This window comes from Massilia violaceinigra (assembly GCF_002752675.1).
In the GTDB taxonomy this organism is placed as follows: Bacteria; Pseudomonadota; Gammaproteobacteria; order Burkholderiales; family Burkholderiaceae_D; genus Telluria_A; species Telluria_A violaceinigra.
In genome coordinates this window covers 3,579,381-3,606,250 of sequence record NZ_CP024608.1, presented here as the reverse complement: position 1 = coordinate 3,606,250, position 26,870 = coordinate 3,579,381, and the positions used below count along the sequence as shown (strand labels likewise).

Here is a 26,870-nt window from a genome sequence, read left to right as displayed (position 1 = left end):
TCGGGGCGCGGCTTACATCTTGTAGCGCAGCGACAGGCCCACCACGCGGTCGTAGCGGCGGATGTCGCGCGGGTTGCTGGCGACACCATGGTAATCGTGGTACTTGCGGTCAAGCAGGTTCTCCACGTCCACGGTCAAGCTCATCGCTTCGCTGATCTTGTAGGACAGCGAGGCATCCATGGTCTTGATCGGATCGACGATCAGATCGAAGCCCAGGCCCCGGTAGTTGAAGGTGTCGACATACTTGTCGCGCCAGTTGTAGGCCAGGCGGCCGGACCAGCCATCGCGCTCGTACAGCCCGACGATGTTGTACGACAGCCTGGACATGCCCACGAACGGTTTGAGCACGCCGCCGGTATCGGTCAGGTCGCCCTTCATGTAGGTGATATTCGCCTGCAGGCCGAAGCCGCCCAGCCAGCCCGGCAGCTTGTCGTAGAACTGCTGGTAGGACAATTCCGCGCCCTGCAGCGTGCCCTTGGACATATTGCGCGGACGGTTCACGTCGTACACGATGCCGTTATAGGTTTCCTTGGTCGAACTGGTCAGGATGTAGTTCTTGAAGTCGTGGCGGAACAGGGTGGCCGTGAGCGAGCCGGTCGGCGCAAAATACCATTCTGCGGCGGCATCGAAGTTATTGCCTTCGATCGGTTTCAGGTCGGGATTGCCGCCCGTACCCACCGCTTGCACGGTGGTGCTCGGCACGTTATAGGACACGCCCGGATTGAACTGGTCGAAGTTGGCGCGCTGCATGGACTTGCCTGCGGTCAGGCGTGCCTGCACGTCCGGCAGGATCATCGCCTTGAGCGTGGCGTTGGGCAGCACGTCGGTCGACGATGGCGTGCTCGAGACCGGCAGAATCACGCCGTTGGCCTGCGAATAACCGCTCAGCACGCCCTTGGTCTGCACCACGCGCACGCCGATGGTGCCGTCCACGGGAATATCGCCGGCGCGGAAACCGTACTTGGCCTTGGTATAGATGGCGTAGGTGGTTTCCTGGTTATTGAACTGCGACAGCCTGTCTTCCTCGGTCCTGGCGCCGGTGCCGTTAAACAGCTTGCGCAGCGAACCGATGTTGTCGTGCATGTAGGAAGCACACGGCGTCACCCACGACGCCATGCCGTAGTCGCCCGCCATCGGCATCGAATTGCAAGCCAGGCCGGGCACCGAGCTCAGAGGGATGTTGCCCGGCGCCGGTTGGAAACCGTTCAGCTCATGCACATACGCCGCGTTGCGTTTGGCAACGCGCACGCCGGTGGAAACTTCCTTGATGAAGCCATCGTTTTCCGGGCTCCAGGTGGCGTCGGCGCGCCAGTCGGTCGAGCGGCCTTCGGAATGGCTGTGGTTATCGAAGAACGTGGCGACCCGATAATTGTTGGGGTTGGTCATGTCGTAACCGGGGTAGGAGAATTGCGCTCCCCCGTTCACGTAGGTATTGCCCGTGATCGTGGGCGGGGCCGCCACCAGGTCGACGATCGGATATTCCTGGCGCACTTTGCTCAAGGTGCGCGCCAGCTCGGTGGTCACGCGCCAGCCCGGCGACACGTTCCAGCGCGCGCCGATGGCGCCCTGGCTGCCCAGCGAGTAATCGTGCGGTGCCTGGGTCGAGCCCAGCGCGAACGGGTTGGAGTTGGGCGAGGTCACCGTTTGCACTTGATTGGTGCCGGGAATGAGCGTGTAGCTCGAATTCTTGTTCAGCCCGAGCGCGCCGACGTAAAACTGGCGTTCGGCGTCGTGATGAATTTCGGTGGAGATGCCTTCGGCAAACAATTCCAGATCCGCGTTCGGACGCCATTGCACGGCAAAGTTGCCGGCCACGCGCTTGCGCTGGCCCTGGTACAGCACATGCCCCAGCTCGTCCGGCGCGGAGATGCCGGCGCCGAGATCGGCGGCACGGTCCTTCGGCGGCGAGTTCCAGGTGACTTCATCATGGTAATTGCCATCCTGGTAGGACAGGCCGAGCAGCGCGCCGATTTCGCCGTAGCCGGTTTTCCAGCGGTTCGAGATCATCCCGGACAGGTTGGGATCGTTGGTTTTCGACTTGTCGCGGTTTTCCACGCGCGCCATGATGCTCGACGTGAAGCCCTTGGCGTCGAACGGACGCGCGGTACGCACATCGATCACGCCGGCGGTGCCGCCCTCGACCATCTCGGCGCCCTGGGTCTTGTACACATCCACGCGCTGCAGCATGGCGGCCGGAATGTCGGCCAGGTACAGGCTGCGTCCTTCCTTACCGGCGGTGAACATTTCCCGGCCGTTGAGCAGGGTGACCAGGCCGGGCAAGCCGCGGATGACGACTTCGCGCGCTTCGCCGTTTTCACGGCGGATCTGCACGCCGGTGATGCGGCCGAGCATTTCGGCGACGTTTTTGTCCGGGAACTTGCCGGCTTCCTCGGCGACGATGGAATCGAGCACTTCATCGGCATTGCGCTTGATGGTCTGGGCGCTCTGAGCGGCCTTGCGCACGCCCGAGACGGTGACCACGCTGGTGCTGTCGGCCGGAACCGCATCCTGCGCCCATACCGAGGCGCTGCTCAGGATGCCGGCGCCGGCCAGAGCCGCCACGGTCAACTTCAAGGTCAAGGGGGTGCGGGAAATGGCCGCGACGGGGCCTTGTGCGTGCGATGTCATACGTCTCCTTGGCATTCTAGTTATATGATTCTTGGGTATTTTTAGCCCTTGAACCGGATAGTAAGGAAAGCCAAAGAATCAATCCAATCATATTTTTCCGGTTTTCGATACCGTTTTTGATATGGATTCTAGCACGCCATCAAGGTCGCTCCCGGCCGCCAGGCGCGCTTTTACTGCTGAGCAACCGATGTGCACCTCTGGCGATTGCAGCAATTGTTGCAGGGCATTGGCGAGCGCGCGGGCGCTGGCTTTGCCGGCCTTGAGCGTCAGGCCGGCGTGGAGGGCCGTGACGCGCGCCGCGTTGTCGAACTGGTCGTACGCCATCGGCACGATCAGCTGGGGCGTGCCGGCACGCATCGCTTCGGCCGTGGTGCCGATGCCGCCGTGGTGCACCAGCGCCGCCGCGCCCGGCAACAAGGCCGCCAGCGGGCAGTAATCCTGCCAGAACGCCGATGCCGGCAGCGCCGCCGGCACCTGCGCCCGGTGCGGCGTGAGGAACACGATGCGCCGTCCCAGCTTTTGGGCCGCTTCAAGCGCGCTGGCGAAAAACGCGGCGGCCTGCAGGTTGCCGGTGCCATGGGTCACGATGAGCGGAGCACTGCCGGCGCGCATGAACTCCACCAGAGCCGGCGCCATCGACGCGCCCGGGTGCGGGTCGTACAGCGGAAAGTCGCCGCACACCAGCGTCGAAGGCCAGTCCGGCTGGCGCGCGCCGAACCACTCGGGAAACAAGGTCACCGACAAGTCCGGCGCGCCATACATCGTGTCCATATAGCTGGACGCCGGCGCGCGCCCTTGCAACCGGCGCGCCGCGTTCAGGTCGGGCAGGGCCACCGGATTCACCGCAGAAGCCTCGACGCCGCGCCACATCCAGCGCCGCAGGGTCAGCGGCATCCAGCGCGGCACCGGGAACGGTCCCAGCATCGGCAGATCGTGGACCGTGCGCAGATTGGACGGCGCCAGGAAGCCGGCCACGATGCGGATGCCGGGCCGCTCCGCCCGGCACAGATCGGCATGGGCCACCACCAACGGATGGACCAGCATCGTGCACGGCTCTTCCGGCGGCAGTGCTGCCATGAATGCGCGCATCGCGTCCATGCCGGGCTGCATGGCGCGCCAGACCACGCCGAAGCCGCGCCGGGCATGCCACAGGTCGGGATCGTTCAGGACAGCCGGATCGGCCGGCATGGCATGAAACGCCAGGCCGGCCTGATGCACCAGCGCTTCGTGCATGGCGGGCGCGAGGAACGTGACGGCATGGCCGCGCTCGCGCAGGCCGAGTGCAAGCCTCAGGAACGGAAACAGGTCGCCGGCCGTGCCGGTGGTAACCACGATAATGTGCGGCAAAACGGTCGAATAATCTGACATGGCGCTTCCATAATGAGATGAACCGCGCTGGCGCCGACGGGCGCGAAGCGCCGCTCATCATACAGGGTACCGGCGCTGCCTGGCCGCCGCCATTTGCGCTATGCTATTTCAGTTCTCCACATTCAAAGTCCAAGGAACCCTCATGCGTTTGCGTCTTTCCCGCCCGCTGCTCGGCACCACGGCATTGCTTGCCGTGCTGATGTCCCCGCTCGCCCCGGCGACCGCCGCCCCATCGGCCACGACGGCCGCGGCTACCGCGCCTGCGCGCGCGACGAAGCAGCTGCACAAGCTGGCCGACGCTTTTTACCAGGCGCGCGCCCGCTTCGATCCGCTGCTCATTACCGCCAATGGCGACAGCCGCTATAACGGCCAGCTGGGACTGAGCATCTCGCAAAAAAACCGCACCCGCCAGTTTGACCTGTACCGCCGCATGCAGACGCAGTTAAAAGCCATTCCGCGCGCGCGCCTGAGCGACAAGGAACAATTGAACTACGACCTGCTCGCATTCGAGCTGGAAAGTGGCCTCAGCCTGGAGAAATTCCCCGAGCATCTGCTCCCGCTGAACCACTTCGACCATGTTCCCGGCACGCTGGCCAATTACGCCAGCGGCACCGGTTCCCAGCCCTTGAATACCGTGGCCCAGTATCAGGATTACCTGAGCCGCCTGAACCAGCTCCCGGCCTGGATCGACCAGGCCATCGCCAACATGCGCGAAGGCGTCAAGCGCGGCATCGTGCAGCCGAAAGCGATTACGGTGGCGATGCTGCCCCAGTTCCAGCAACTGCGCAGCGCCACCCCGGAAGCGAATATCTTCTACACCCCGGTCAAGAATCTGCCGGCGGCGTTTTCGCAAGCGGATAAAGACCGTCTGAGCGCGGCCTACCGCGGCACGATTGCAAACAAGCTCTCCCCTGCCCTGGACCGGCTGGCGACTTACGTGGAAAAGGAATACCTGCCCGCCAGCCGCAATACCGATGGCTGGAGCGCGCTGGCGGATGGCGCCGCGTGGTACCAGGCGCAGATCAAGGACCGCACGACAGTGTCGATGAATCCGGAAGAGATTCACCAGTTGGGACTGAAGGAAGTGGCGCGCATCCAGCAGCAATGGGCGGTACTCGGTCCCAAGCTCGGTTACAGCGGGCCACCGGCGGCGCTGCCGCAATGGGTGGCAGCACAGGACAAATTCAAACCATTCAAGACCGAAGCGGAAGTGCTCGACGCCTATCGCCAGATCGACGCCAAGGTCAGGGGCAAACTCGCACCGCTGTTTTCGCTGCTGCCGAAAGCGCCGCTCGAACTGCAGCTCGAACCGGAATTGAGCCGTGCGACGGCATCCGACCATTACACGCCGGCGGCGGCCGACGGCTCGCATCCGGGCGTGTTCTGGGCGGTCGTGACCGACCCCAAACAATACAGCCGCACCGGCATGGTCACCCTGTATCTGCATGAAGGCCAGCCCGGCCACCATTTCCATGCGGGGCTGCTGAAGGAACTCGACGTACCGGATTTCCGTAAATTTAATACCGAAAATCCGAATATCGGGGCATTTACCGAAGGCTGGGCACTATATGCGGAAACGCTGGGCCACGAATTCGGCCTGTACGACGATCCGGAAGCCTACTTCGGTCATCTGAACGATGAATTGCTGCGTGCTGTCAGGCTGGTGGTCGATACCGGCATGCACGTCAAAGGCTGGAACCGCGAACAGGCGATTGCCTACGCGCGCGAAACGCTCGGTTACAGCGAGGCGCGCGCCAAGAACCAGATCGAGCGCTATATGGTGTGGCCGGCGCAGGCGCTGAGCTACAAGATCGGCGCGCTAAAAATCCTGGAATTGCGCGAACGCGCGCGCAAGGCGATGGGCGACAAATTCAGCCTGCCCAAGTTTCACGAAGTGGTGATCGGCGACGGCACCCTGCCGCTGCCTCTGCTCGAAGCGCGGGTGGATCGCTGGATCGCGTCGGCGAAATAGGTGCCGAAAAGGCCTACGATGTTTTCACTAAAAAAAGGATATTCTGAATGCAAGCTGAGCGTTACCTCGTTATCGATTTTGAAGCCACCTGCTGCGACAAGGGCACGGTGGCGCGCGACCATATGGAAATCATTGAAATTGGCGCCGTGATGGTCGACGGCGCCAGCCTCGCCGTGGTCGACGAGTTCCAGAGCTTCATCCGCCCGGTGCGGCACCCGGTGCTCGCGCCGTTCTGCACCACGCTCACCTCGATTGAGCAAAAAGACGTCGACAGTGCGCCGCTGTTCGAGGAAGCGATCGATCATTTCAAAACCTGGCTGTATCAATACAGCGACTTCCTGTTCTGTTCCTGGGGCGACTACGACTTGAAACAGCTGCGCCAGGACTGCGCATTCCACAACGTGCCCTATCCGATCAATGCGTCGCACATGAACGTCAAGCGCCTGATGGCGGAACGCCAGAAGCTGTCCAAAAAACCGGGGCTGGGCGAAGCCATCCGGATGGCCGGCATGACATTCGCCGGCGCGCACCATCGCGGCATTGACGACGCCCGCAATATTGCGCGCCTGCTGCCGTACGCTTTCGGGGAAGCGCGTCTGAACCGCTGACCAGCCGGTAGCAGGCGGCGGCTCTCTCGCAGGAAAGAGAGTCTTTCATAGTAATCATTCCAAAAAACAGAACGGTTTGCTGAATGGAAGCGCTCGACCCAGGGGTATCCGCAACGATGATTGCATCGTTGCCTGGCCTCGGTTCCATGGCGGGCTACGGTGCGATCAAGTCGAACCTTGTTCGATGTCCAAGGCAGCTTCCTGATGAAAAATAAACTATTTACATCAATTGATCGGAAACCCGAACCGGAAGGAGCTGATTATGAAGAACCTGCGTCCCACCAAACTGCTGCGGCCTCTCGCTGTTCAGCTCGGAATTACCTGTTGCGCCGTGATGTTGCCTGCTTCGGCTTCCGCCGCCAATTTCTATAGCGGCGCGCACTGTGTCCCGGTTAACGGCACTCCGGTGTATGTCGACGGCATGGTCCAGAATGCGTCCACCACGAGTGAGCTGAGGGTGAATTGTCCCGTGATCACGGATGGCACCCGCGGACTGGAAAAGGCAGGTGTACGAGTCATTGACTACAGTGCGGCTTCCAACGTCTTCTGTACCCTGATCAGCCGTAGCTCAGCTGCGCGCGCCTACGCTGCTCCCCGCATTGAGAGCTCCGGCCGTGGGGGAGCACAGAACCTTGATTCGGTGGGGGTGAACGGTGGTGGTGCCGGGTATCGTACCTACTTCAATTGCGTGATTCCCCGCAAGGCACCGACCGAGCAGTCGTCGGGGATTGAAGCGTACTTCGCCCTGGAACCGTTGTAGCACACGCCGGCGAGTTGAAAGAGGTGCCCAGTCGCGTGTCGAGCACCGAGGAGTGAAACCTCGTCCGACTCGACACGCATCGTGTTCATGGCTTGCCGAAGAACAGATAAAACGTCTGATTGCCTCGTTCCCCGATCCCCACCGCCACGGTGAACGGCCCCAGGGCCGTATTCACCGCACCGAACAAGGAATTGGCAAACTGGACCCGTTCCATCGGGTCGCCATTCAAGCGCCGCGTCATCTTGCCTATTTCGACCGAGGCGCCCAGATACACGTTGCGGGTGCCCAGCAAGGTCGTCTTGAGCGTATATACGCCGCGCCCGAACAGATAATCGCCACCGAGGAACTGGCGCGCCTGGTAACCTGATAGGTTCAGGAATCCGCCCAGCGAAAACAATTCCATCAACGGCAAATCGTCGCCCCACAGTTTGCCCGCGCGTCCCGCCACGCTGAAACGGTGCGCGCCACTGTTCCACGCCCTTTCGTGGCCCATGTCGAGGCGCTTGTAGGCGAGCGTGCTGCGCACCGAGGTCGGGGCGATACGGGCATTCACAAAGGTGAAATTTCCCGACGATGGAAACACCCAATCGTCGAGCCGGTCTTGCACGTATTCGAGTTTGATGACGCCGATCTGGTTTCTCTCGCTGGTCAATTGCGATACGCCGATGCTGGGATCGGAGCGCTCGGTGCCGCGTTCCAGGCCCACTTTGAAGGTGCTGTCGTCATCGACGTGATTGACCAGATCGATCCCGACGGATGCGTGCTTGGCGCTGTAGGTCGCCACCGCCTTGTCGTTGATGATCAGGTTATCCTTGTTCTGCGAAAAACGCACTGTCGGCGCAATGTACCAGCGGCTTTCTCCTCCGAGCGGCTGATATAGCTGCGAGGTGAAGGAATTGAACTGGCCCAGCGAGACGGTATTGCGCCATTCCAGCCCTGAGCGCGTCAGCCATTTGCCACGATGCGCCAGCAGGATCGTAAAGTCGCTTTCGCCGGCCAGGTCGGTCGATAATCTCACGCCGGCCTGCAGATAATTCGGGCCCCATTGTTTTTCGACCGGCTCGATCACCAGGGTGCGCCCGTCCGGACCATGCTCGAAACGGTGCGTGACGTTTTCAAAGTCGCCCGTCGAATACAGGCTGTTCATGTTGGCGTGCAGTTCCGCCGTACTGAATTGCTGGCCCGGCTTGATCGAAAATTTGCGGTTGATGAACCGTTCGCTGACATGTTTCAGCTGTCTGGTATCGATGCGCACCGAATTGACCTTCACCACGGCCGGATGGCGCGCCGCGCGCGCGGCCAGGTGCGCCTGGAAGTCGGCTTCCGACAGGGCGAGCGGCGCCAGGCGCTCCGCCGCCACGCGCGCGGCGGCGGCGCCCATGTCGATGGTCTTGGCGGAATTTTCAAAATCGGCCGCGCTGAAGTCGCCCAGCTGCGGCAGGATCAATACATCCCGCGTCGTCAGTTCGCGCAGCGACGCCTCGACATTCTGCTCGGTGAGGATGTTGAGCATTTGCTGGCCCACGCCGAAGGCCGAGACGATCTGGTCGCGCTTGAGCAAAGGCGTGCCCAAATTGACGGCGATGACGATATCGGCGCCCATGCCGCGCACCACATCGACCGGCAGGTTGCGCACCAGACCGCCGTCGAGCAGCGCGCGGTCGTCAATCTCGACCGGAGCAAACACGCCCGGCACCGACATGCTGGCCCGCATCGCGCGCGCGATGCCGCCGCGTTCGAGCACCACCATCTTGCCGTTTTCGATGTCGGTGGCCACGGCGCGGAAAGGAATATCAAGTTCATCGAAATGCGCGACGTCGCCGGTGTTGGCGGCCAGGGTATGAAAGAAAAATTCGATCTGCTGGCCGTAATTGAGGCCGCGCGGCAGGCGCATTTCGGCGTCGGAAAAGCCGATCTCGCCGCTGACGATGTTCTTGCGCTCGGTCGCCTTGGCGTAGGTCGAGCGTTCCAGGCGCGGCGGACTGTCGGTAAGGACCTTGTTCCATTCGACGCCGGCGATGCGTTTTTCCAGATCGTCCGGACGGTTGCCCATCGCGTAGGCGCCGGCGACGATCGACCCCATGCTGGTGCCGACCACGTAATCGACCGGGATGCGCATGTCTTCGAGGACTTTGAGCACGCCGATGTGGGCCACGCCGCGCGCGCCGCCGCCGGAGAGCACCAGGCCGATTTTGGGGCGCTGGGGAGGATCGGCGGCGAGGACGGAGGAGTGGAAGACGGCGAGGAAGAGGAGGACGGAGGCGGAGAAGGCGCGCATGGCTTGACAGGTTGAGTTGAACGGCGAACGACAAGCACCCCGTCGTTCCCGCGAAGGCGGGAACCCAAGTTCGTGCTGCAGCTATAGGCGGCTTAAATAACTTGGGTTCCCGCCGAGTGCCGCCTTGGCGCGGGAACGACGGGGACTACTCTGGCCGCAGCGGTGTAAAGGCATCCTTGCCGACCACCGTGTTCCACTGTCTGACTTTATATCCGGTCACCACGCCATGAAGCAGATACGGATCGGCTTTGGCAAACGCCTCCACCACCGCCGGCGAATCGCTCTGGAACATCAGTACCGACATATCGGCCGGATCGGAAAACGCCCCGCCCATGATCAGTTCACCGCGTTCCTGCGCTTCCCATGCCAGTTTCAGGTGCTCATTGCGGTACTGGCCGCGACGTTCGAGATAATCCGGGGCCAGGTCGTAACATAACAAATAATGCATGCAATCTCCGTCAAAACGCCATCATAAAAACCGGTCGAGAATCTTCCGGCTGTGCTTGTCGATGGTGAACATATCGCGGATCAGAAACTGGATGCCGTGGTTATCGGCCACCAGCAGCGACGCATCGCCGATCCGGCGAATATCCTCTTCGCCCTTGAGCGTAAACGCGGTATCGCCCCGGTCGGTCTTCACTTCCCATGTGCATGGCGTGGCAAAACTGCTGACACTGACAATATGGTGAATCACCGGCATGAATTCGCGCCCATCGAGCTCATCTTGCACCAATTCACGGATTGCCGCTGGCAGTGCCCCCAAATTGTCGATCCAGCCGACTTCCTTGCCGTTGGTCAGCACCATCGAAATACCCTGGTCCGGCGCCTGGATCGGGAACGCCCGCACCGGCGAGACGCCATAATGGACTTCGCCGTCTTCCGCCGTCAGTGTCAGCTTGCCGAAACTGTCGCGGCTTAATGTAAATACCGAGCTTGCTGCGCTTGCCATGTCTTAATCCCCGTCCTTGTCGTCCATATCCGTATCGACGTTGCGCGCCTGCGCTTCGTACAGCCGGAAATAGGCGCCTTCGCGCGCCATCAGTTCGTCGTGGCTACCCTCTTCCATCACCACGCCGCGGTCCAGCACCACCAGGCGGTCGGCCCGGTGCAAGGTCGACAGGCGGTGCGCGATGGCGATCGTGGTGCGGCCCTGCACCAGGTTATCGAGCGCTTTCTGGATTTCCTTTTCGGTTTCCGAATCGACCGAAGACGTCGCTTCATCCATGATCAGGATGCGCGGATCGATCAGCAGCGCGCGCGCGATCGAAATGCGCTGGCGCTCGCCGCCCGACAAGCCCTGCCCGCGCTCGCCGACCATCGAATCGTAGCCCTGCGGCAGGCGCAGGATGAATTCGTGCGCGTGCGCCGCGCGCGCCGAGGCGATGATCTCCTCGCGCGTCGCATGCGGCTTGCCGTACGCGATATTTTCGGCGATGGTGCCGAAGAACAGGAACGGCTCCTGCAGCACCAGCCCGATATTTTGCCGGTAATCGGACACCGCGAACGAACGGATATCGACGCCATCGAGCAGAATCGCCCCTTCCGACACATCGTAGAAGCGGCAGATCAGATTGACCAGGGTACTCTTGCCCGATCCGCTATGCCCCACCAGGCCGACGAATTCGCCCGCCTTGATATTGAGCGAAATACCGCGGTTGACCGCGCGGTTGCCGTAACGGAAACCCACTTCGCGCAAATCGATGCGCCCTTCGATCTTGTCGAGCTTGACGGGATTGGCCGGTTCCGGAACGCTCGATACATGGTCCAGGATATCGAAAATACGCTTGGCGGCCGACGCCGATTTCTGCGTGACCGACACGATGCGGCTCATCGAATCGAGACGGCCGTAAAACCGGCTGCTGTAGGTAATGAACAAGGTCAGCACGCCGACCGTGATATTTTTGTTCGATACCAGCCAGATGCCGAATACCCACACCACCAGCAAACCGAGTTCGGTCAGGAACGAGACGGTCGGCGAAAACAGCGACCAGACCCGGTTGAGTTTATCGTTGACGGCCAGGTTATGCTTATTCGCATCGCGGAACCGGGTCGCTTCGCGCTGTTCCTGGGCAAAGGCTTTCACCACGCGCACGCCGGGAATGGTATCGGCCAGCACATTGGTCACTTCGCCCCAGACCCGGTCGATTTTCTCGAAGCCGGTGCGCAGGCGGTCGCGCACGATATGGATCATCCACGCGATGAACGGCAGCGGCACCAGCGTAATCACGGCCAGCATCGGATTGATCGAGCACAGGATCACGCCGGTCATGATAATCATCAGCACATCGGATGCGAAGTCGAGCAGGTGCAGGGATAAAAACACGCAGATGCGGTCGCTGCCGCTGCCGATGCGCGACATCAGGTCGCCGGTGCGCTTGCCGCCGAAATACTCGAGCGACAGCTTCATCAAATGTTCATAGGTGGCCGAGCGCAGGTCGGCGCCCATCCGTTCCGACACCAGCGCCAGCACATAGGTCTTGCCCCAGCCCAGCAGCCACGCCAGCACGGCCGAGCCGAACAGGCCGGCCATGTACAGCCACACCAGGTTCTGGTCCACCGGCTGCCCGTTCTGGAACGGGATCAGCACGTTATCCATCAGCGGCATGGTCAGATACGGCGGTATCATATGCGCCGCGGTGCTGGCGAGCATCAGGAAAAAGCCCAGCCCCAGCTGCCCGCTGTACGGCTTGGCGAAGCGCCACAGGCGGAACAGGGTCCAGGTCGACGGCGGCGTGTACAGCACCTTGGTGCAGATCGGACACTCGTCCTGCCCCGGTTCAAGCGGCGCCTTGCAGCTCGGGCACACATTCTGTTCGGCCAGCTGCACCGGCAAGCCGCTGACAAAACTGTCGCGCTGCTCGCTGAAATGGTCGAGCACGCGGATTGCGTGCAGGTTCTGCCCCAGGGTGAAGCGCCATGAGCTCAGCAAACCTTGCTCGTCGAACAATTGAAGATGGCCGACACCGGCATGATCGTGGTGCGTGAGCGACAATCCAGGGCGGAATCCCCACTCGCGCCACTCGGTTTCGCCCGGCGCGCGCGCCAGCAGGCGGCGGCTGGTGACCAGCACCAAGCCTTTTTTGAAGCGCAATTTGGCGTCGAGGTCAACCTCGACCCCACTTAAAACGTTTTCCCCTGGTGCAAGTTTTTTAGCGACGTCAACCTGCCAGTGTTCAGGCAGGGAAAGCGGCCCGGTGGGCGTCGTCATAGGAGAAACAGATGGATCTATAGTCATCGTAGTGCGGTTCCGGCTCTGGGCCACGAATTTACGGGCGGAAATTGTTCAACGTGGGCGCCGTCGGCAGGGGCTCCCGGAGATGCAGTACCAGCGTGCCGCAGGGCATGCCCGCGCGACGCGTTCGGGAATCCAGACTGGCAGAAATCGGTTCAGCACGGTAAGCTTCGTCTCTAGCAAGTATACAACATGATGCGCTTTGAAAAGCCTTACGAGGTCTTGGGGCGTGAACGACGCCAGGCCTGTTATCAAGAAATAACGACATGACAAAGAAGAAAGAAATCAGCGTTCTGCGGGTGAGCCACCTGCGCGGACCCAACATCTGGACCTATCGCCCGGTCATCGAGGCGTGGCTGGATATCGGCGCACTCGAAGATTTTCCCTCGAACCTGCTGCCCGGACTGTACGAACGCCTGACCGCCTGGCTGCCCGGCCTGATCGAACACCGCTGCGGCGTGGGCGAGCGCGGCGGCTTCTTGGAGCGCCTGCGCGAAGGCACCTGGTCCGGCCACATCCTGGAACATGTCGTTCTCGAACTGCAAAACCTGGCCGGCATGCGCACCGGCTTCGGCAAGACGCGCTCCACCGGCCAGCTGGGGGTCTACAAGATGGCCTTCCGCACGCGCCAGGAAGAAGTTGGCCTGGCCGCGCTCGACACCGGGCGCGCCCTGCTGATGGCCGCCATCGACGACACCGCGTTCGACCTCGACGCCGCCGTCGCCACGCTCAAGGACATCGTCGACCGCCAGTGCCTCGGCCCGAGCACCGCCCACATAGTCGAAGCGGCCACCGAGCGCAAGATCCCGTTCATCCGCCTCACCGACGGCAACCTGGTGCAGCTCGGCCACGGCGCCGCCCAGCGCCGCATCTGGACCGCCGAAACCGACCGCACCAGCGCGATTGCCGAAAGCATCGCCAGCGACAAGGACCTGACCAAGACCTTGCTCAAATCGTGCGGCGTGCCCGTGCCCGAGGGCAGCCTGGTACGCAGCGCCGAGCAAGCCTGGGAAGAAGCGCAGGACATCGGCCTGCCGGTGGTCGTCAAGCCCTACGACGGCAACCACGGGCGCGGCGTCTCGCTCAACCTGATGACCCAGGCCGACGTTGAGAAAGCCTACCACCTGGCCGCGCGCAAGGGCGAGAGCGCCAGCGTCATCGTCGAACGCTTCATCCCTGGCGACGAACACCGCCTGCTGGTGGTCGGCACGCGCATGGTCGCTGCCGCCAAGGGCGAATCGCTGTGGGTCACCGGCGACGGCGTGGGCGACGTCATCGCCCTGGTCAACAGCCAGATCAACACCGACCCGCGCCGCGGCGTCGGCGAAGATTCGCCGCTCAACCTCGTCGCACCGGACGTCTCCGCCGAAATCATCCTCGAACTCGAACGCCAGGGATTGAGCGCGCACTCGGTCCCGCTGGCGGGCCAGAAAGTGCTGATCCAGCCGAACGGCAACGTCGCCATCGACGTCACCGACCAGGTCCACCCATCGATCGCCCACGCCGCCGCACTGGCCGCGCGCATCGTCGGCCTGGACATCGCCGGCATCGACCTGGTGGCCGAAGACATCACCCGCCCGCTCGACACCCAGCGCGGCGCCATCATCGAAGTGAACGCCAGTCCCGGCCTGCTGGCCCACCTCAAACCCGGCCAGGGCGAAGCGCGCCCGGTCGGCACGGCCATCATCGAGCACCTGTTCGCCGCTGGCGAAAGCGGGCGCATTCCGGTGGTCGGCGTGACCGGCACCAGGGGCACCAGCCTGATTGCGCGCCTGATCGGCTGCCTGGTGCACCTGACCGGCAAGCACACCGGCGTGGCCAGCGGCCAGGGCCTGTTCCTCGACCAGCGCCAGGTCACGGGCGACAACGCCATGACGTTCGAGGCCGGCCAGCGCCTGCTGATCAACCGCACCGTCGAAGCGGCTGTTTTTGAAAGCAACGCACGCACGATCTTGTCCGAAGGCCTGGCCTACGACAAATGCACGGTGGGCGTGGTGACCGACATGGATGGCCACGAAGCGCTGACCGACTTCCACATCATGGATGCCGACAGCATGACCAACGTGATGCGCACCCAGGTCGACGTGATCCTGCCCGACGGCGCGGCGGTGCTCAACGGCGCCGATGAACGTGTCGCGGCGCTGGCCGAACTGTGCGACGGCCGCGTGATCTTCTACGCGCTCGACCCCGAACTGCCCGTGATCGTGGCGCACCGCGCCGCCGGCGAACGCGCGGTCTTCATGCGCGGCCAGGAGGTGGTGCTCGGCGACGGCGCGCAGGAAACGGTGCTGTTCCAGATGTCCACGCTCAAGCCGGGCACCGCCAGGTATCCCGAAACGGTGCTGGCGGCGGTGGCGGCGGCATGGGCGCTGGACGTTCCGGCGGCCCTGATCGGCGCCGGCCTGCGCACCTTCGACACGGCTGCGAATAACACAGCCAAAAAAGCCAAACTTTAACAAAACAGCGCCCGGCCGGAAACGGCCGGGCTGCCGGCAGTGTCAACGCCCGAGGGCGCAGCGACGCACCAGCGCAACACTTAGGATGAACGGTTTATGGAAGTATCTCGCGTACGGGCCCTGCGTGGTCCCAACCTCTGGAGCCACCACACCTCGATCGAAGCGATCGTTGCCTGCACCAGTGCCGAACAGGATATCGACGCCCTGCCCGGCTTCGAAGATCGCCTGCGCGCGCTGTTCCCGCAAATGAGCTCGCTGCAAACGCTCGGCCACTACGACCCCATCGCCATGGCCCAGGTGCTGGAACTGGCGGCGCTGTCGCTGCAGGCGCAAGCCGGCTGTCCGGTCACCTTCAGCCGCACCACCGCCACGCCCGAAAAGGGCATCTACCAGGTCGTGGTCGAGTACTCCGAAGAAGCGGTCGGGCGCCTGGCCATGGACCTGGCCGCGCAACTGTGCGCCGCCGCTGCCGGCGATACCCCGTTCGACCTCGGCGCCGCCCTCGCGCAACTGCGCGACCTCGATGAAGACGTGCGCCTGGGCCCGAGCACCGGCGCCATCGTGCAAGCCGCCGTGGCGCGCAACATCCCGTTCCGGCGCCTGACCGACGGCAGCCTGGTCATGTTCGGCTGGGGCAGCCGCCAGCGCAAGATCCAGGCCGCCGAAATCGACAGCACCGGCGCGATTGCCGAATCGATCGCGCAAGACAAGGAACTGACCAAGAAACTGCTGCACGCGGCCGGCGTGCCGGTGCCGCTCGGCCGCGTCGCCGCCGACCCGGACGACGCCTGGGCCGCCGCGCTGGAAATCGGACTGCCGGTCGTGATCAAACCCAAGGACGGCAACCAGGGCAAGGGCGTGACGGTCAACGTCACCACGCGCGAGCAGCTGGTGGCTGGCTACCACGCCGCCGCTGAATTCCGCGACGATATCCTGGTCGAGCGCTACCTGCCCGGCCACGACTTCCGCCTGCTCGTCATCGGCAACAAACTGATCGCCGCCGCGCGGCGCGACCCGCCCATCGTCGTTGGCGACGGCAAGCACACCGTGCGCGAGCTGGTCGACCAGGTCAACCTCGACCCGCGCCGCGGCAATGGGCATTCCACCTCGCTGACCAAGATCCGCTTCGACGACATCGCGCTGGCCAGCCTGGCCAAGCAAGGGCTGGTGGCCGAATCGGTCGCGCCCAAGGGCCAGCGCGTCATCCTGCGCAATAACGCCAACCTCTCGACCGGCGGCGCCGCCAGCGACGTCACCGACGACGTCCATCCCGAAGTGGCCGCGCGCGCGATTGCCGCCGCCCACATGGTGGGGCTGGACATCTGCGGCGTCGACCTGGTGTGCGACAGCGTGCTCAAACCGATCGAAGAGCAGAACGGCGGCATCGTCGAAGTCAACGCCGCCCCGGGTTTGCGCATGCACCTCTCGCCATCGTTCGGCAAAGGCCGTGCGGTGGGCGAAGCGATCATCTCCTCCCTGTTCGCCGACGGCGACGACGGCCGCATTCCCGTGGTGGCCGTCACCGGCACCAACGGCAAGACCACCACGGTGCGCCTGATCGCCCACCTGCTCACCGCCGGCGGCCTGCGCACCGGCATGACCAACACCGATGGCGTCTACATCGAAGGCCGGCGCATCGACAGCGGCGACTGCAGCGGCCCGCGCAGCGCGCGCAACGTGCTGCTCCACCCCGACGTCGACGCCGCCGTGTTCGAGACCGCGCGTGGCGGCATGCTGCGCGAAGGACTCGCGTTCGACCGCTGCCAGGTGGCCGTGGTGACCAACATCGGCGCGGGCGACCACCTGGGCCTGAACTACATCACCACGGTCGAAGACCTGGCGGTACTCAAGCGCGTGATCGTGCAGAACGTCGCCGACAGCGGCGTGGCGGTGTTGAACGCCAACGACCCGGTGGTGGTCGGCATGGCCAACAACTGCCGCGGCAGCGTCACCTTCTTCACGGCCGATGCCGGGCATCCGGTCATGTCGACCCACCGAGCCCAAGGTCAGCGCGTGGTCTACGTGGACGGCGGCATGCTGGTCGCCGCGCAAGGCAAGCTAGAGCACCGCATCGCGCTGGCCGACGTGCCGATCACGCGCGGCGGCAGCATCGGCTTCCAGGTCGACAACGTCATGGCCTCGGTGGCGGCCGCGTGGGCGGTCGGCACGGCGTGGGACGACATCCGCGCCGGGCTCACATCGTTCGCCAACGAGAGCGACAACGCGCCGGGGCGCTTCAACGTCTTCAGCTACCGCGGCGCGACCGTGATTGCCGACTACGGCCACAATCCGGACGCCATCCTGGCGCTGGTGGGTGCGGTGGAAAGCATGCCGGCCAAGCGGCGTTCGGTGGTGATCAGCGGCGCGGGCGACCGGCGCGACGAAGACATCCGCCAGCAGACCGAGATTCTGGGCGCCGCGTTCGACGAGGTGCTGCTGTACCAGGACCAGTGCCAGCGCGGGCGGGCCGACGGCGAAGTCGTCGCGCTGCTGCGCCAGGGCTTGGCGGGCGCCGTGCGCACCACGCACGTGGACGAAATCAACGGCGAGTTCGTTGCGATCGACACGGCGCTGGCGCGTCTCGGCGAAGGCGACCTGTGCCTGATCCTGATCGACCAGGTCGACGAAGCGCTGGCCCACATCGCCGGCCGCATCGCCCAAGGCTAACCTAACATTAGAAATAATTGTCCGCCAGAGGTCAGAAAATCCGCAAGATCAAGCTCTGGCCTCCTACAACCGGGGTCAGAGCTCTGATTCGAAATTGTTTTGAACAGGCAACTGTCCCAGCTCGGCTACATCCTCACCCAGCGCAACGTCATCGCTCTGTATATGGCCCGTGATTGCCCCGATCACCGTCGCCCCGACTAAGGTGTATAGCTAGATTATTCTTGCAAGGCTGTAATTAATTGCTAGTCAGAGCTCTGACCCCGGTTGTGCATTATTTGCGCAGAGCAAAAATATTAACGTTGATAGACAGTTAAATAACAACTACACTGGGGCGCCTTTATCACCAATAATAGATGCCATGACGCAACAAGATGAATCGGATCGCCGGCCCATTACCGTCCGCGATGCGGGCTGGGCGCGGCGGATGGCGCGATGGCTGGCCGGCAGAGGCATCAGCCCCAATCAGATTTCCGTTTTCAGCATCGTCTTTGCCGCCCTCGGCGCCGCTGCGCTCATACGCGGCGGTCTCTTCATGCAGCATTCCGCCCCGTACCTGGTCGCCGCCGCGCTGTGTATCCAGGGCCGCCTCTTGTGCAATCTGTTCGATGGCATGGTGGCCGTCGAGTACAACAAGGCCACGCCGCTCGGCCCCGTGTTCAACGAATTCCCCGACCGTATCGCCGATTCGCTGCTGCTGGTCGCCGCCGGCTATGCCGCCGCCGATCCCGTGCTCGGCTGGCTCGCAGCCTTGGCCGCTGCGCTGACCGCCTACGTGCGCGTGTATGGCGCTTCCTGCGGCCTCGGCCACGATTTCCGCGGCCCCATGGCCAAGCAGCACCGGATGGCCGTCCTCACCGTGGCCTGCCTGGTCGCCGCCGCCGTCCCGGTGCTTCCGCTCGGCTACGCCACCATGGGCGTGGCCATGGCCATCATCGCCCTACTCAGCCTGGTCACCTGCGTCACGCGCACGCTGGCCCTGTGCCGCCAGCTCGAACAGAAAGCCAGGCCGTGAACGCGTTCTTTCGCATCCAGCGCGACGCCTTGCTCGGCCTGCAGCGCCTGATCGTGGGCGGCGCCGCTTTTTACGACGTGCCGCCCGTCCATCCCTGCGTGTATTTCGCCAATCACACCAGCCATCTCGATACGACGGGCTTGCTGGCCGCCATTCCGCCCATCATGCGCGACCGCACGCGCCCGGTTGCCGGCGCTGACTACTGGGACAAGACGGCACTGCGCCGCTATATCGCGCACAGCTTGCTGAACGTGGTGCTGGTCGACCGCGCCAAGGGCGGCGCCGAGGCCCTGGTCCCGCTGACCGAGGCGCTCGACCAGCAGGATTCGCTGATCGTGTTTCCCGAGGGAACGCGCAAGGATGCGACCTTGCCGGGCGAATTCAAATCCGGGCTGTATCACCTGAGCCGTGACCGACCGACCCTGGCCCTGGTCCCGGTGTACCAGCAAAACCTGCACCGCGCGCTGCCCAAGGGCGCCCCGCTGCCGTTGCCGCTGCTGTGCCGCTCGCATTTCGGCGCGCCGCTGTACAACGACCGCGGCGAGGATAAGGAAACCTTCCTCGCCCGCATGCACCAGGCCGTGTGCGACCTGGCGGATACCTTCTGAGGCTGTTCCTATGACACCCCAATTCATTCTTACCGGCCAGATTCTGCTGGCGATCCTGGTCGTCGCCTCGGCGGTCGGCTTCGTGCTGCGGCTCAAGCATCCGGGCAGCGCGACCATCGTCAACCTGAACGCCCGCATCAACGCGTGGTGGGTCATGGCCGGCGTGCTGTTTTCGGCGCTGATCCTGGGCCGTTACGTGACGATCGTGGTGTTCGGTTTTGCCTCGCTGATGGCGCTGCGCGAATTCCTTACCCTCACGCCCACCCGCAAGAGCGATTACTGGCCCCTGTTCATCGCCTTCTTCATCGCCCTGCCGGCCCAGTACTGGCTGCTGTGGACCGAGTGGTACGGCCTGTTCGCGATCATGATCCCGGTGTATATCTTCTTCCTCATATCCGCCGCCAGCGCGCTCAGCCAGGATACCGACGATTTCCTGTCGCGCAATGCGCGCATCCTGTTCGCGGTGATGATCTGCGTGTACGGCGTCAGCCATGCGCCGGCGCTGCTGATGCTCGATATTCCGGACTTTGAAGGCCACAACGCCCAGTTGCTGTTCTTCTTCATTTTCACAGTGCAGATCAGCGATGTGCTGCAGTATGTGTTCGGCAAGCTGCTCGGCAAGCACAAGCTGGCGCCCAAGCTGAGCCCGGCCAAGACCTGGGAAGGCTTGATCGGCGGCGGCCTGGCGACCATGCTGATCGGCGCGCTGCTGTCGTTCGTCACGCCGTTCACGCCGCTGCAGGCGGCCGGCATGGCCGCGCTGATCGTGGTCGGCGGCGCCATGGGCGGCCTGGTCATGTCGGGCGTGAAGCGTTCGCTCGGCGCCAAGGATTGGGGCACCGGTATCGCCGGGCATGGCGGCTACATGGACCGCCTCGATTCGCTCGGCTTCGCCGCGCCCGTCTTCTTCCATATCGTGCGCTGGCTGTGGGCCCTGCCCTGATCTGCCCGTAGCGCAAGTACGTCCCTCCCCGCCTTCCGTTCCCTGCGCCAGCCGCCGCCGTCTCGCCCTCATCGGAGCGGCGGCCGGCGTTCGGCTTGATTTTCTTATAATTTCTGAAAAGATGTGTAGTAATATTACATCGGCTTTCAGCCTATCGACAGCGGCGTCACAAAAACGACGTATCCAGGACAAGGGCGCCGCCGCACATCCCCCCTCTTCAGGAGTTGCACATGCATTCTCTAGGTAGTATTACTTCACGCTTCACATTGCCCTATCAGCGCCTCCTCGGCGCCAGCTTGTGCGCCAGCCTGCTGGCCGCCTGCGGTGGTTCCGACACCACCAGCGCCCCCGAAACCCCGGCAATGATGACGGAGTCGGTTCAGCGCGCGTCGGTCTCGGCGGTGGCCGTGGCCCCCGGCACCATCCGCATGCACTACCGGCGCGCCCAGCGCGACGAAGCCCAGTGGGGCGTGTATTCCTGGTCCGGCCCGGCCAAGCCCAGCGTGGAATGGATCAAGGACCGCTTCATGCTGGCCGCCAGCGACAGCTACGGCGGCTATGTCGACATTGCGGTCGACGCCACCAAAACGAAAATCGATTTCCTGCTCACCGACGGCAGCGGCAACAAGAACTGCGCCAGCGACCAGGCCGGCGACTTCGCGCCCGACATCGCCACCCGTGGCCAGGAAGTCTGGCTGCTCGAAGGCGACTGCAAGGTCTACACCAGCGCTCCGGCCATCAGCTTCGGCAACCTGGCCAACGCCGCCGCGCACTGGCTCTCGCCCGATACCGTGGTGTGGCCGGGCACGCCCGCCGGGGGCAGCTACAAGCTGTTTTACGCGGCCAACGGCGGCCTCGGTTCCGCACCAGGCGGCGTTACCGGCGCCGATGGCAGTATCGACCTGCGCGTGGCCGGCGCACTGACGCCGGCGCTGCAAGCGAAGTATCCGCACCTGGCCGCGTCCACCGCGTTGACGGTATCGGGCGCCGACGTGGCCGGCCTGCCCGCCAAGGTCAGCAGCCAGTTCGCCATCGCCCAGTTCGACGCGGCGGGCAAGCTGGTACAGGTCACATCCCTGCAAACGAGCGGCCTGCTCGACGCCCTGTTCGCCCCGGCCGCCGCCAACAGCGTGCTCGGCGCCACCTTCAACCGGGCCGGCGTACCGACCTTCCGCGTGTGGGCGCCGACCGCCAAATCGGTCTCGCTCAATGTGTACGCGAACGCCGGCACGGCCAGCGCAGCCAGCGTGCCGATGACGCGCGACAGCGCCAGCGGCGTGTGGCACTACACCGCCCCCAACGCCGCCTGGACCAACCGCGCTTACTACACCTACACGGTCAATGTGCTGTCGCGCTGGGCCAATAACACGGTGGTGAGCAACGTGGTCACCGATCCGTACTCACTGAGCCTGAACGCCAACGGCCAGCGCAGCTTCATCGCGAACCTCGACAGCGCCGCGCTCAAACCATTCGGCTGGGATTATCATCCGATTCCGCGCCTGGAGCATCCGACCGATATCTCCCTGTACGAACTGCAGGTGCGCGATTTCAGCGCCAGCGACATGACGGTACCGGCACACCATCGCGGCAAATTCCTCGCCTTCACCGATCTGCATTCGAACGGCATGCGCCACCTGCGCGCATTGCAGCGCGCCGGCATGAGCCACATCCACCTGCTGCCGAGTTTCGACATCGCCAGCGTCAACGAAACCGGCTGCGCCACACCGGCCATTCCGAACGCCGCCGCCAACGCCGAGGCGCAGCAGGCCGCGGTGGCGGCCGCCGGCGACAGCGACTGCTTCAACTGGGGCTACGATCCGGTCCATTACAGCGCGCCCGATGGCAGCTTCGCGACCGATGCCAATGACGGCGCGGTGCGCGTGCGCGAGTTCCGCGCGATGGTCAAGTCGCTCCACGAACAAGGCTTGCGCGTGACGATGGACGTGGTCTACAACCATACCAGCGGCTCGCAGCAAGGCCCGCTGTCGGTGCTCGACAAGATCGTGCCGGCGTACTACTACCGCCTCAACCCGAGCGGCGGCATCATCAACGACAGCTGCTGCGCCGACACCGCCGCCGAAAACGCCATGATGGCCAAGCTGATGATCGATTCGGTCGTCACCTGGGCCACCGACTACAAGGTCGACAGCTTCCGATTCGACATCATGGGCATGGCGCCGCTGTCGGTGATGACCAGGCTGAAAGCGACGGTCGACCGCGCAGCGCAGCGCGACATCTACCTGTACGGCGAAGCCTGGAACTTCGGCACGGTCGGCAACGACGCACGCTTCGTGCAGGCGCGCCAGGCCAACATGTTCGGCAGCGGCATCGGCTCGTTCAACGACCGCCTGCGCGATGCCGTGCGTGGCGGCGGCTGCTGCGACGGCGGGGCGGATCTGATCAGCCAGCAGGGCTTCATCAACGGCGCCTTCCTCGACCCGAATGCGACCAGCACGCAAACGAAGGACGATCTGCTGCGCCTGGGCGACTTGATCAAGGTAGGCTTGTCGGGCACCCTGCGCGACTACAGCTTCACCGACCGCACGGGCGTCGTGCGCAAGAATGCGGACATCGATTATTTCGGGCAGAAGGCGGGATTCGCAGCCAGTCCGGCCGAGACCATCAACTATGTCGAAGCGCATGACAACCAGACCCTGTTCGACCTGAACGCCTTCAAGCTGCCGCAGGCGACCAGCCTGGCCGAGCGCGTGCGCGTGCAGAACCTGGGCGCGGCGATCAACATGCTGTCGCAGGGCGTGCCCTTCTTCCATGCGGGGCAGGAAATCCTGAGGTCGAAGTCGCTCGACCGCGACAGCTACAACGCGGGCGACTGGTTCAACCGCCTCGACTTTTCATACCAGTCGAATAACTTCGGCGTCGGCTTGCCGATGGCGGGCGTGAACAAGGCCAATTGGGAACTGATGTCCCCGATCCTGGCCAATGCGCTGATCAAGCCCGATACGGCGGCGATTGTGTCGGCGCGCGATTACTTCCTCGACCTGCTCGAAATCCGCAACGACACGACCCTGTTCCGCCTGCGCAGCGCCAGGGATGTGAGCGAGCGGCTCAGGTTCCACAACGTCGGGCCGCGGCAGGTCGCCGGCTTGATCGCGATGAGCATCGACGGGCGCCGTTATCCGGGCGCGAAATACGGCAGCGTGGCGACATTCTTCAACGTCGACAAGGTCGCGAAGACCATCACGATCGATGAACTCAAGGGGCGCAGGCTGGCGCTGCACAAGGTACAGCGCAAGTCCGACAACGACCGGCTCGCCAGGACGGCAACGTACGAGCGCGCCAGCGGCACCTTCAGCATCCCGCCACGCACGACGGTGGTGTTTGTGGAGAATGGGGCGTTCTGGCAAAACGACGATTAAGGTGCACCTAACGGGGCAAAACGAGGCTCGCTAGCGTCTGCTTCGTCGTTCCCGCGCAGGCGGGGACCCAAGTTCCGCACTCAGTCGTTGGCTGCGAAGCGGACCTGGGTTCCCGCCTGCGCGGGAACGACAGGCGTGCTGCCGATACCAAGATCGGTATCGGCAACGGCAAAAACATGATTGGAGCAATTTCTGCGTGTCCCCTATGATTCGGGCAAACAAGAGCATTTAGCTCAATAACGATCATTGGAGACCCATGAAACATACCGCCCCCGCCTGCGGCCGCGCCCGCACGGCCCGTCCGATCGTCCTCAAATCCCTGGTCGCTTCCCTGCTCGGTGCCGGCATGCTCAGTCACGCCTCGGTCGCCGCCCAGGAAGCGGTCCCCGCCCCCGCTGACACCGCCGTCGTCACCGTCAGCGGCGTGCGTAAAGCGGCGCAGAGCGCGCAAACGATCAAGAAGAATGCCGACCAGGTGGTCGACTCCATCGTCGCCGACGATATCGGCAAGTTCCCCGACAAGAACGTGGCCGAAATCCTGCAGCGCGTCCCAGGCGTGCAGGTCACGCGCGGCGGCGGTGAAGCCGGCACGGTGATCATCCGCGGCCTGGGCGGCGTGGTCGCCCTCCTCAACGGACGCGAATTTTTCTCCGACACCGGCCGCAGCCTGTACCTGTCCGATGTGCCGGCCTCCATGCTGCAGCGTATCGATGTCTACAAGACCCAGGGCGGCGACCTGCCCGAAGGCGGCACCGCCGGCGTGATCGACGTGCGCACCAACCGCCCTTTCGACTTCAAGGGCCGGCAGGTCAACCTGAATGCGCGCGTGGAGAACCGCGACAAGGCCAAGACCAATAATCCCGACGTGAGCGCGATGCTCAGCGACCGCTGGAAAACCGGAATCGGCGAAATAGGTGCGCTGGTTGGCTTGTCGTTCCAGCGCGGGCGCTATCACGATGAAGTGGCATTCGCCGGCTTTCCGATCCCGATCGACAATGGCGTGACCGGCGCCGAAAACTTCGGCCGCTTCATGGGCAACGGCGACCGCAAGCGCGAGGCAGGTAACTTCGCGCTGCAATGGCGTCCGAGTCCGGCCGTGGAAGTGTTCGCGGAAGGCTTTCGCACGAATATCGACCACCGCTTCCAGAACAATTTCATGATCGGGTTCCCGCCGCACTTCGCCGGCGCGACCATCACGACCAAGCCGGGCACCAACAATCTCGACACCATCACGCGCCTGAACCAGGATGCGCCGGGCTTCTCGTCGACCCAGGCTTACCAGCACGATGTGACCAACGAACAGGTGGCCCTCGGTGCGCGCTGGGACGCCACGCCCAATCTGCGCTTGACCACGGAAGTGGCGCGCACCGCCAGCTACTTCAAGGAGCGGCGCGTGATTTTCGACTTCGATTACACGGCGCGCGGCTTCCTGGGCGCGGTGCGCTCGGGCGGCGGCTACCTGGACTTCCCGGGTACGAACATGGAAGACCCGGACGACGCCAAATTCCGTGTGCGCGGCGGCACCGATATCGCCAACGCGCGCCAGGGCACGTCGAACGACTGGCGCGGCGATGTGGTCTACGACGCCAGCGAGAACGGCGTGCTCGGTTTTGTGAAGGAACTTTCCGGCGGCGTGCGCCTGGCCGAGCGCAAGGCGTCGTCGCGCGGCATCCGCGACATGTGGTACGCCAACAGTCCGCAAAATGGGGTGGCGGCGAGCCGCTTTCCGGGCTTGTGGACCCTGTCGGCGCCAACCGGCGGCAATTATGGCGTGAACCGCTACGTGGTGGCCGACCATAACTATATCCTCGACAATACCGACGTCGTGCGCACCATCCTGACCGGCTCGCCCACGCAGCTGGAAGACAATCCGCTGTCGTATTACAGCGACGTGGAGCGTACCTCGGCCTTGTACGCGAAGGCCAAGTTCGGTTTCCATCTGGGCGTGCCGATCAGCGGCGTGGTGGGCGCGCGCTTGGTGCGCACCGAGCAGACGCTCAAGGGCAATTCGTCCATCGTCGGCGTGATCGCGCCGGTGTCGGTCGATACCAGCCGCACCGATGTGCTGCCGAGCCTGGCGCTGCGCGCGGAACTCGCGCCGACCCTGGTGGCGCGCCTGATCAGCGGCCGCGCGGTCGAGCGGCCGGCGTTTGCCGATTACAATCCGGCGCTGCGGCTGACCGAAGGGGTGGCGGCGACGCCGACCACGTCGGGCATCGTCGGCACCGGCGCGGCGGGCAACCCGAATCTGCGGCCGACCAAGTCGGATAATATCGACGTGGCGCTGGAGTGGTACTTCGCGCCCACCGGTTCGCTGACCGGGACGATTTTCCAGCACAAGTTCATCGACCGTTCGGTGGAGAAAGCGGCGCGCGAAATCATCAACGGCCGCGAGTACGATGTGACGCGCCGCTACAACCTGACCAAGGCCAATCTGGAAGGCGTCGAGATGAGTTACCGGCAGTTTTACGATTTCCTGCCGGGGATGCTGAGCGGACTGGGGCTGGAGGCGAACTTCACGTACATCACCGGCAAGCAGACCAATCCGGACGGGCGCGAGTCGTCGTTCCTGGGGATGTCGAAGACCTCGTATAACCTGGTGGGGCTGTATGAGAAGGAGGCGTGGTCGGCGCGTCTGGCCTACAACTGGCGCTCGAAGTTCACGGCCGAGGAACGCTATCGGGGCAATGACAAGCTGGACTTGTATGTGGCGCCGCTGCGGTCCTTGGACGGGTCGCTGTCGTACCGGATCAGCAAGCAGCTGACCGTGACCCTGGATGGGAATAATCTGCTGGACCAGCCGTACCACGATTACTTCAACAAGGACCCGGGCCTGGTGCGCGATACGCGCCGTTACGACCGGGCGGTGGGGTTGGCGCTACATTACAAGTACTAGACATTGATCCGTCGTTCCCGCGCAGGCGGGAACCCAAGTTCGTACCGTAACCGGCGGCTCCGCAA

Annotated in this window: 17 protein-coding genes; 10 read left to right on the top strand and 7 right to left on the bottom strand. The window is 63.7% G+C overall.

The genetic code is table 11. From position 1 onward, the window contains the following. Positions 1–12: 12 nt before the first annotated feature. Both CR152_RS16145 and CR152_RS16140 read right to left on the bottom strand, forming a co-directional pair. Positions 13–2,628 (bottom strand): TonB-dependent receptor, encoded by a 2,616-nt coding sequence (locus tag CR152_RS16145; protein WP_099876009.1) that lies wholly within the window; start codon positions 2,626–2,628, stop codon positions 13–15. 87 nt (positions 2,629–2,715) lie between these two features. After that, on the bottom strand, positions 2,716–3,996 hold the full coding sequence (locus tag CR152_RS16140; protein WP_099876007.1) for a glycosyltransferase: 1,281 nt from the start codon (positions 3,994–3,996) through the stop codon (positions 2,716–2,718). A gap of 142 nt (positions 3,997–4,138) precedes the next feature. Here CR152_RS16140 and CR152_RS16135 point away from each other — a divergent pair, with 142 nt between their 5' ends. The 3 genes from CR152_RS16135 to CR152_RS16125 all read left to right on the top strand — a co-directional run bounded on the left by CR152_RS16135 (position 4,139) and on the right by CR152_RS16125 (position 7,336). Continuing rightward, complete coding sequence (locus CR152_RS16135) at positions 4,139–5,968, top strand: DUF885 domain-containing protein (RefSeq protein WP_099876005.1); 1,830 nt, start codon at positions 4,139–4,141, stop codon at positions 5,966–5,968. A gap of 47 nt (positions 5,969–6,015) precedes the next feature. After that, positions 6,016–6,576, top strand: coding sequence for a 3'-5' exonuclease (locus CR152_RS16130; protein ID WP_099876003.1), 561 nt, complete (start codon positions 6,016–6,018; stop codon positions 6,574–6,576). Positions 6,577–6,838: 262 nt separating this feature from the next. After that, positions 6,839–7,336 (top strand): hypothetical protein, encoded by a 498-nt coding sequence (locus CR152_RS16125; protein ID WP_157778537.1) that lies wholly within the window; start codon positions 6,839–6,841, stop codon positions 7,334–7,336. An 85-nt stretch (positions 7,337–7,421) separates the two neighbouring features. Here CR152_RS16125 and CR152_RS16120 read toward each other — a convergent pair whose 3' ends face one another. The 4 genes from CR152_RS16120 to CR152_RS16105 all read right to left on the bottom strand — a co-directional run bounded on the left by CR152_RS16120 (position 7,422) and on the right by CR152_RS16105 (position 12,822). Further along, complete coding sequence (locus tag CR152_RS16120) at positions 7,422–9,614, bottom strand: patatin-like phospholipase family protein (RefSeq protein ID WP_099875999.1); 2,193 nt, start codon at positions 9,612–9,614, stop codon at positions 7,422–7,424. Between the two features lie 145 nt (positions 9,615–9,759). Then, a complete protein-coding gene (locus CR152_RS16115) occupies positions 9,760–10,062 on the bottom strand; it encodes a YciI-like protein (RefSeq protein ID WP_099875997.1) in 303 nt (100 codons plus the stop codon). 21 nt (positions 10,063–10,083) lie between these two features. Beyond that, positions 10,084–10,563, bottom strand: coding sequence for a cyanophycin metabolism-associated DUF1854 family protein (locus tag CR152_RS16110; RefSeq protein ID WP_099875995.1), 480 nt, complete (start codon positions 10,561–10,563; stop codon positions 10,084–10,086). 3 nt (positions 10,564–10,566) lie between these two features. Then, complete coding sequence (locus CR152_RS16105) at positions 10,567–12,822, bottom strand: cyanophycin metabolism-associated ABC transporter (protein WP_099875993.1); 2,256 nt, start codon at positions 12,820–12,822, stop codon at positions 10,567–10,569. A gap of 290 nt (positions 12,823–13,112) precedes the next feature. Here CR152_RS16105 and CR152_RS16100 point away from each other — a divergent pair, with 290 nt between their 5' ends. Further along, on the top strand, positions 13,113–15,302 hold the full coding sequence (locus CR152_RS16100) for a cyanophycin synthetase (RefSeq protein WP_099875991.1): 2,190 nt from the start codon (positions 13,113–13,115) through the stop codon (positions 15,300–15,302). Between the two features lie 96 nt (positions 15,303–15,398). After that, positions 15,399–17,969 carry a cyanophycin synthetase gene (gene cphA / locus CR152_RS16095; protein ID WP_099875989.1) on the top strand — a complete coding sequence of 857 codons (2,571 nt, stop codon included), beginning with the start codon at positions 15,399–15,401 and terminating at the stop codon, positions 17,967–17,969. A 340-nt stretch (positions 17,970–18,309) separates the two neighbouring features. On the opposite strand, the gene CR152_RS34225 is transcribed toward cphA, so the two are convergent. Then, positions 18,310–18,510, bottom strand: a complete 201-nt coding sequence (locus tag CR152_RS34225) for a hypothetical protein (RefSeq protein ID WP_229413875.1) — start codon at positions 18,508–18,510, stop codon at positions 18,310–18,312. On the opposite strand from CR152_RS34225, the gene CR152_RS16090 reads away from it, so the two are divergent. From CR152_RS16090 to CR152_RS16070, 5 genes are all read left to right on the top strand, one after another. After that, entirely contained in the window at positions 18,421–18,981 is a 561-nt protein-coding gene (locus tag CR152_RS16090) for a CDP-alcohol phosphatidyltransferase family protein (RefSeq protein WP_229413820.1), read from the top strand. The genes CR152_RS34225 and CR152_RS16090 overlap by 90 nt on opposite strands. Beyond that, positions 18,978–19,589, top strand: coding sequence for a lysophospholipid acyltransferase family protein (locus CR152_RS16085; RefSeq protein ID WP_099875986.1), 612 nt, complete (start codon positions 18,978–18,980; stop codon positions 19,587–19,589). Before CR152_RS16090 ends, CR152_RS16085 begins: the two co-directional genes overlap by 4 nt. A 10-nt stretch (positions 19,590–19,599) precedes the next feature. After that, entirely contained in the window at positions 19,600–20,532 is a 933-nt protein-coding gene (locus CR152_RS16080) for a phosphatidate cytidylyltransferase (protein ID WP_099875984.1), read from the top strand. A 230-nt stretch (positions 20,533–20,762) separates the two neighbouring features. Next, positions 20,763–23,909, top strand: coding sequence for an alpha-1,6-glucosidase domain-containing protein (locus CR152_RS16075; protein ID WP_099875982.1), 3,147 nt, complete (start codon positions 20,763–20,765; stop codon positions 23,907–23,909). 256 nt (positions 23,910–24,165) lie between these two features. After that, positions 24,166–26,805, top strand: coding sequence for a TonB-dependent receptor (locus tag CR152_RS16070; protein WP_099875980.1), 2,640 nt, complete (start codon positions 24,166–24,168; stop codon positions 26,803–26,805). Positions 26,806–26,870 lie beyond the last annotated feature (65 nt).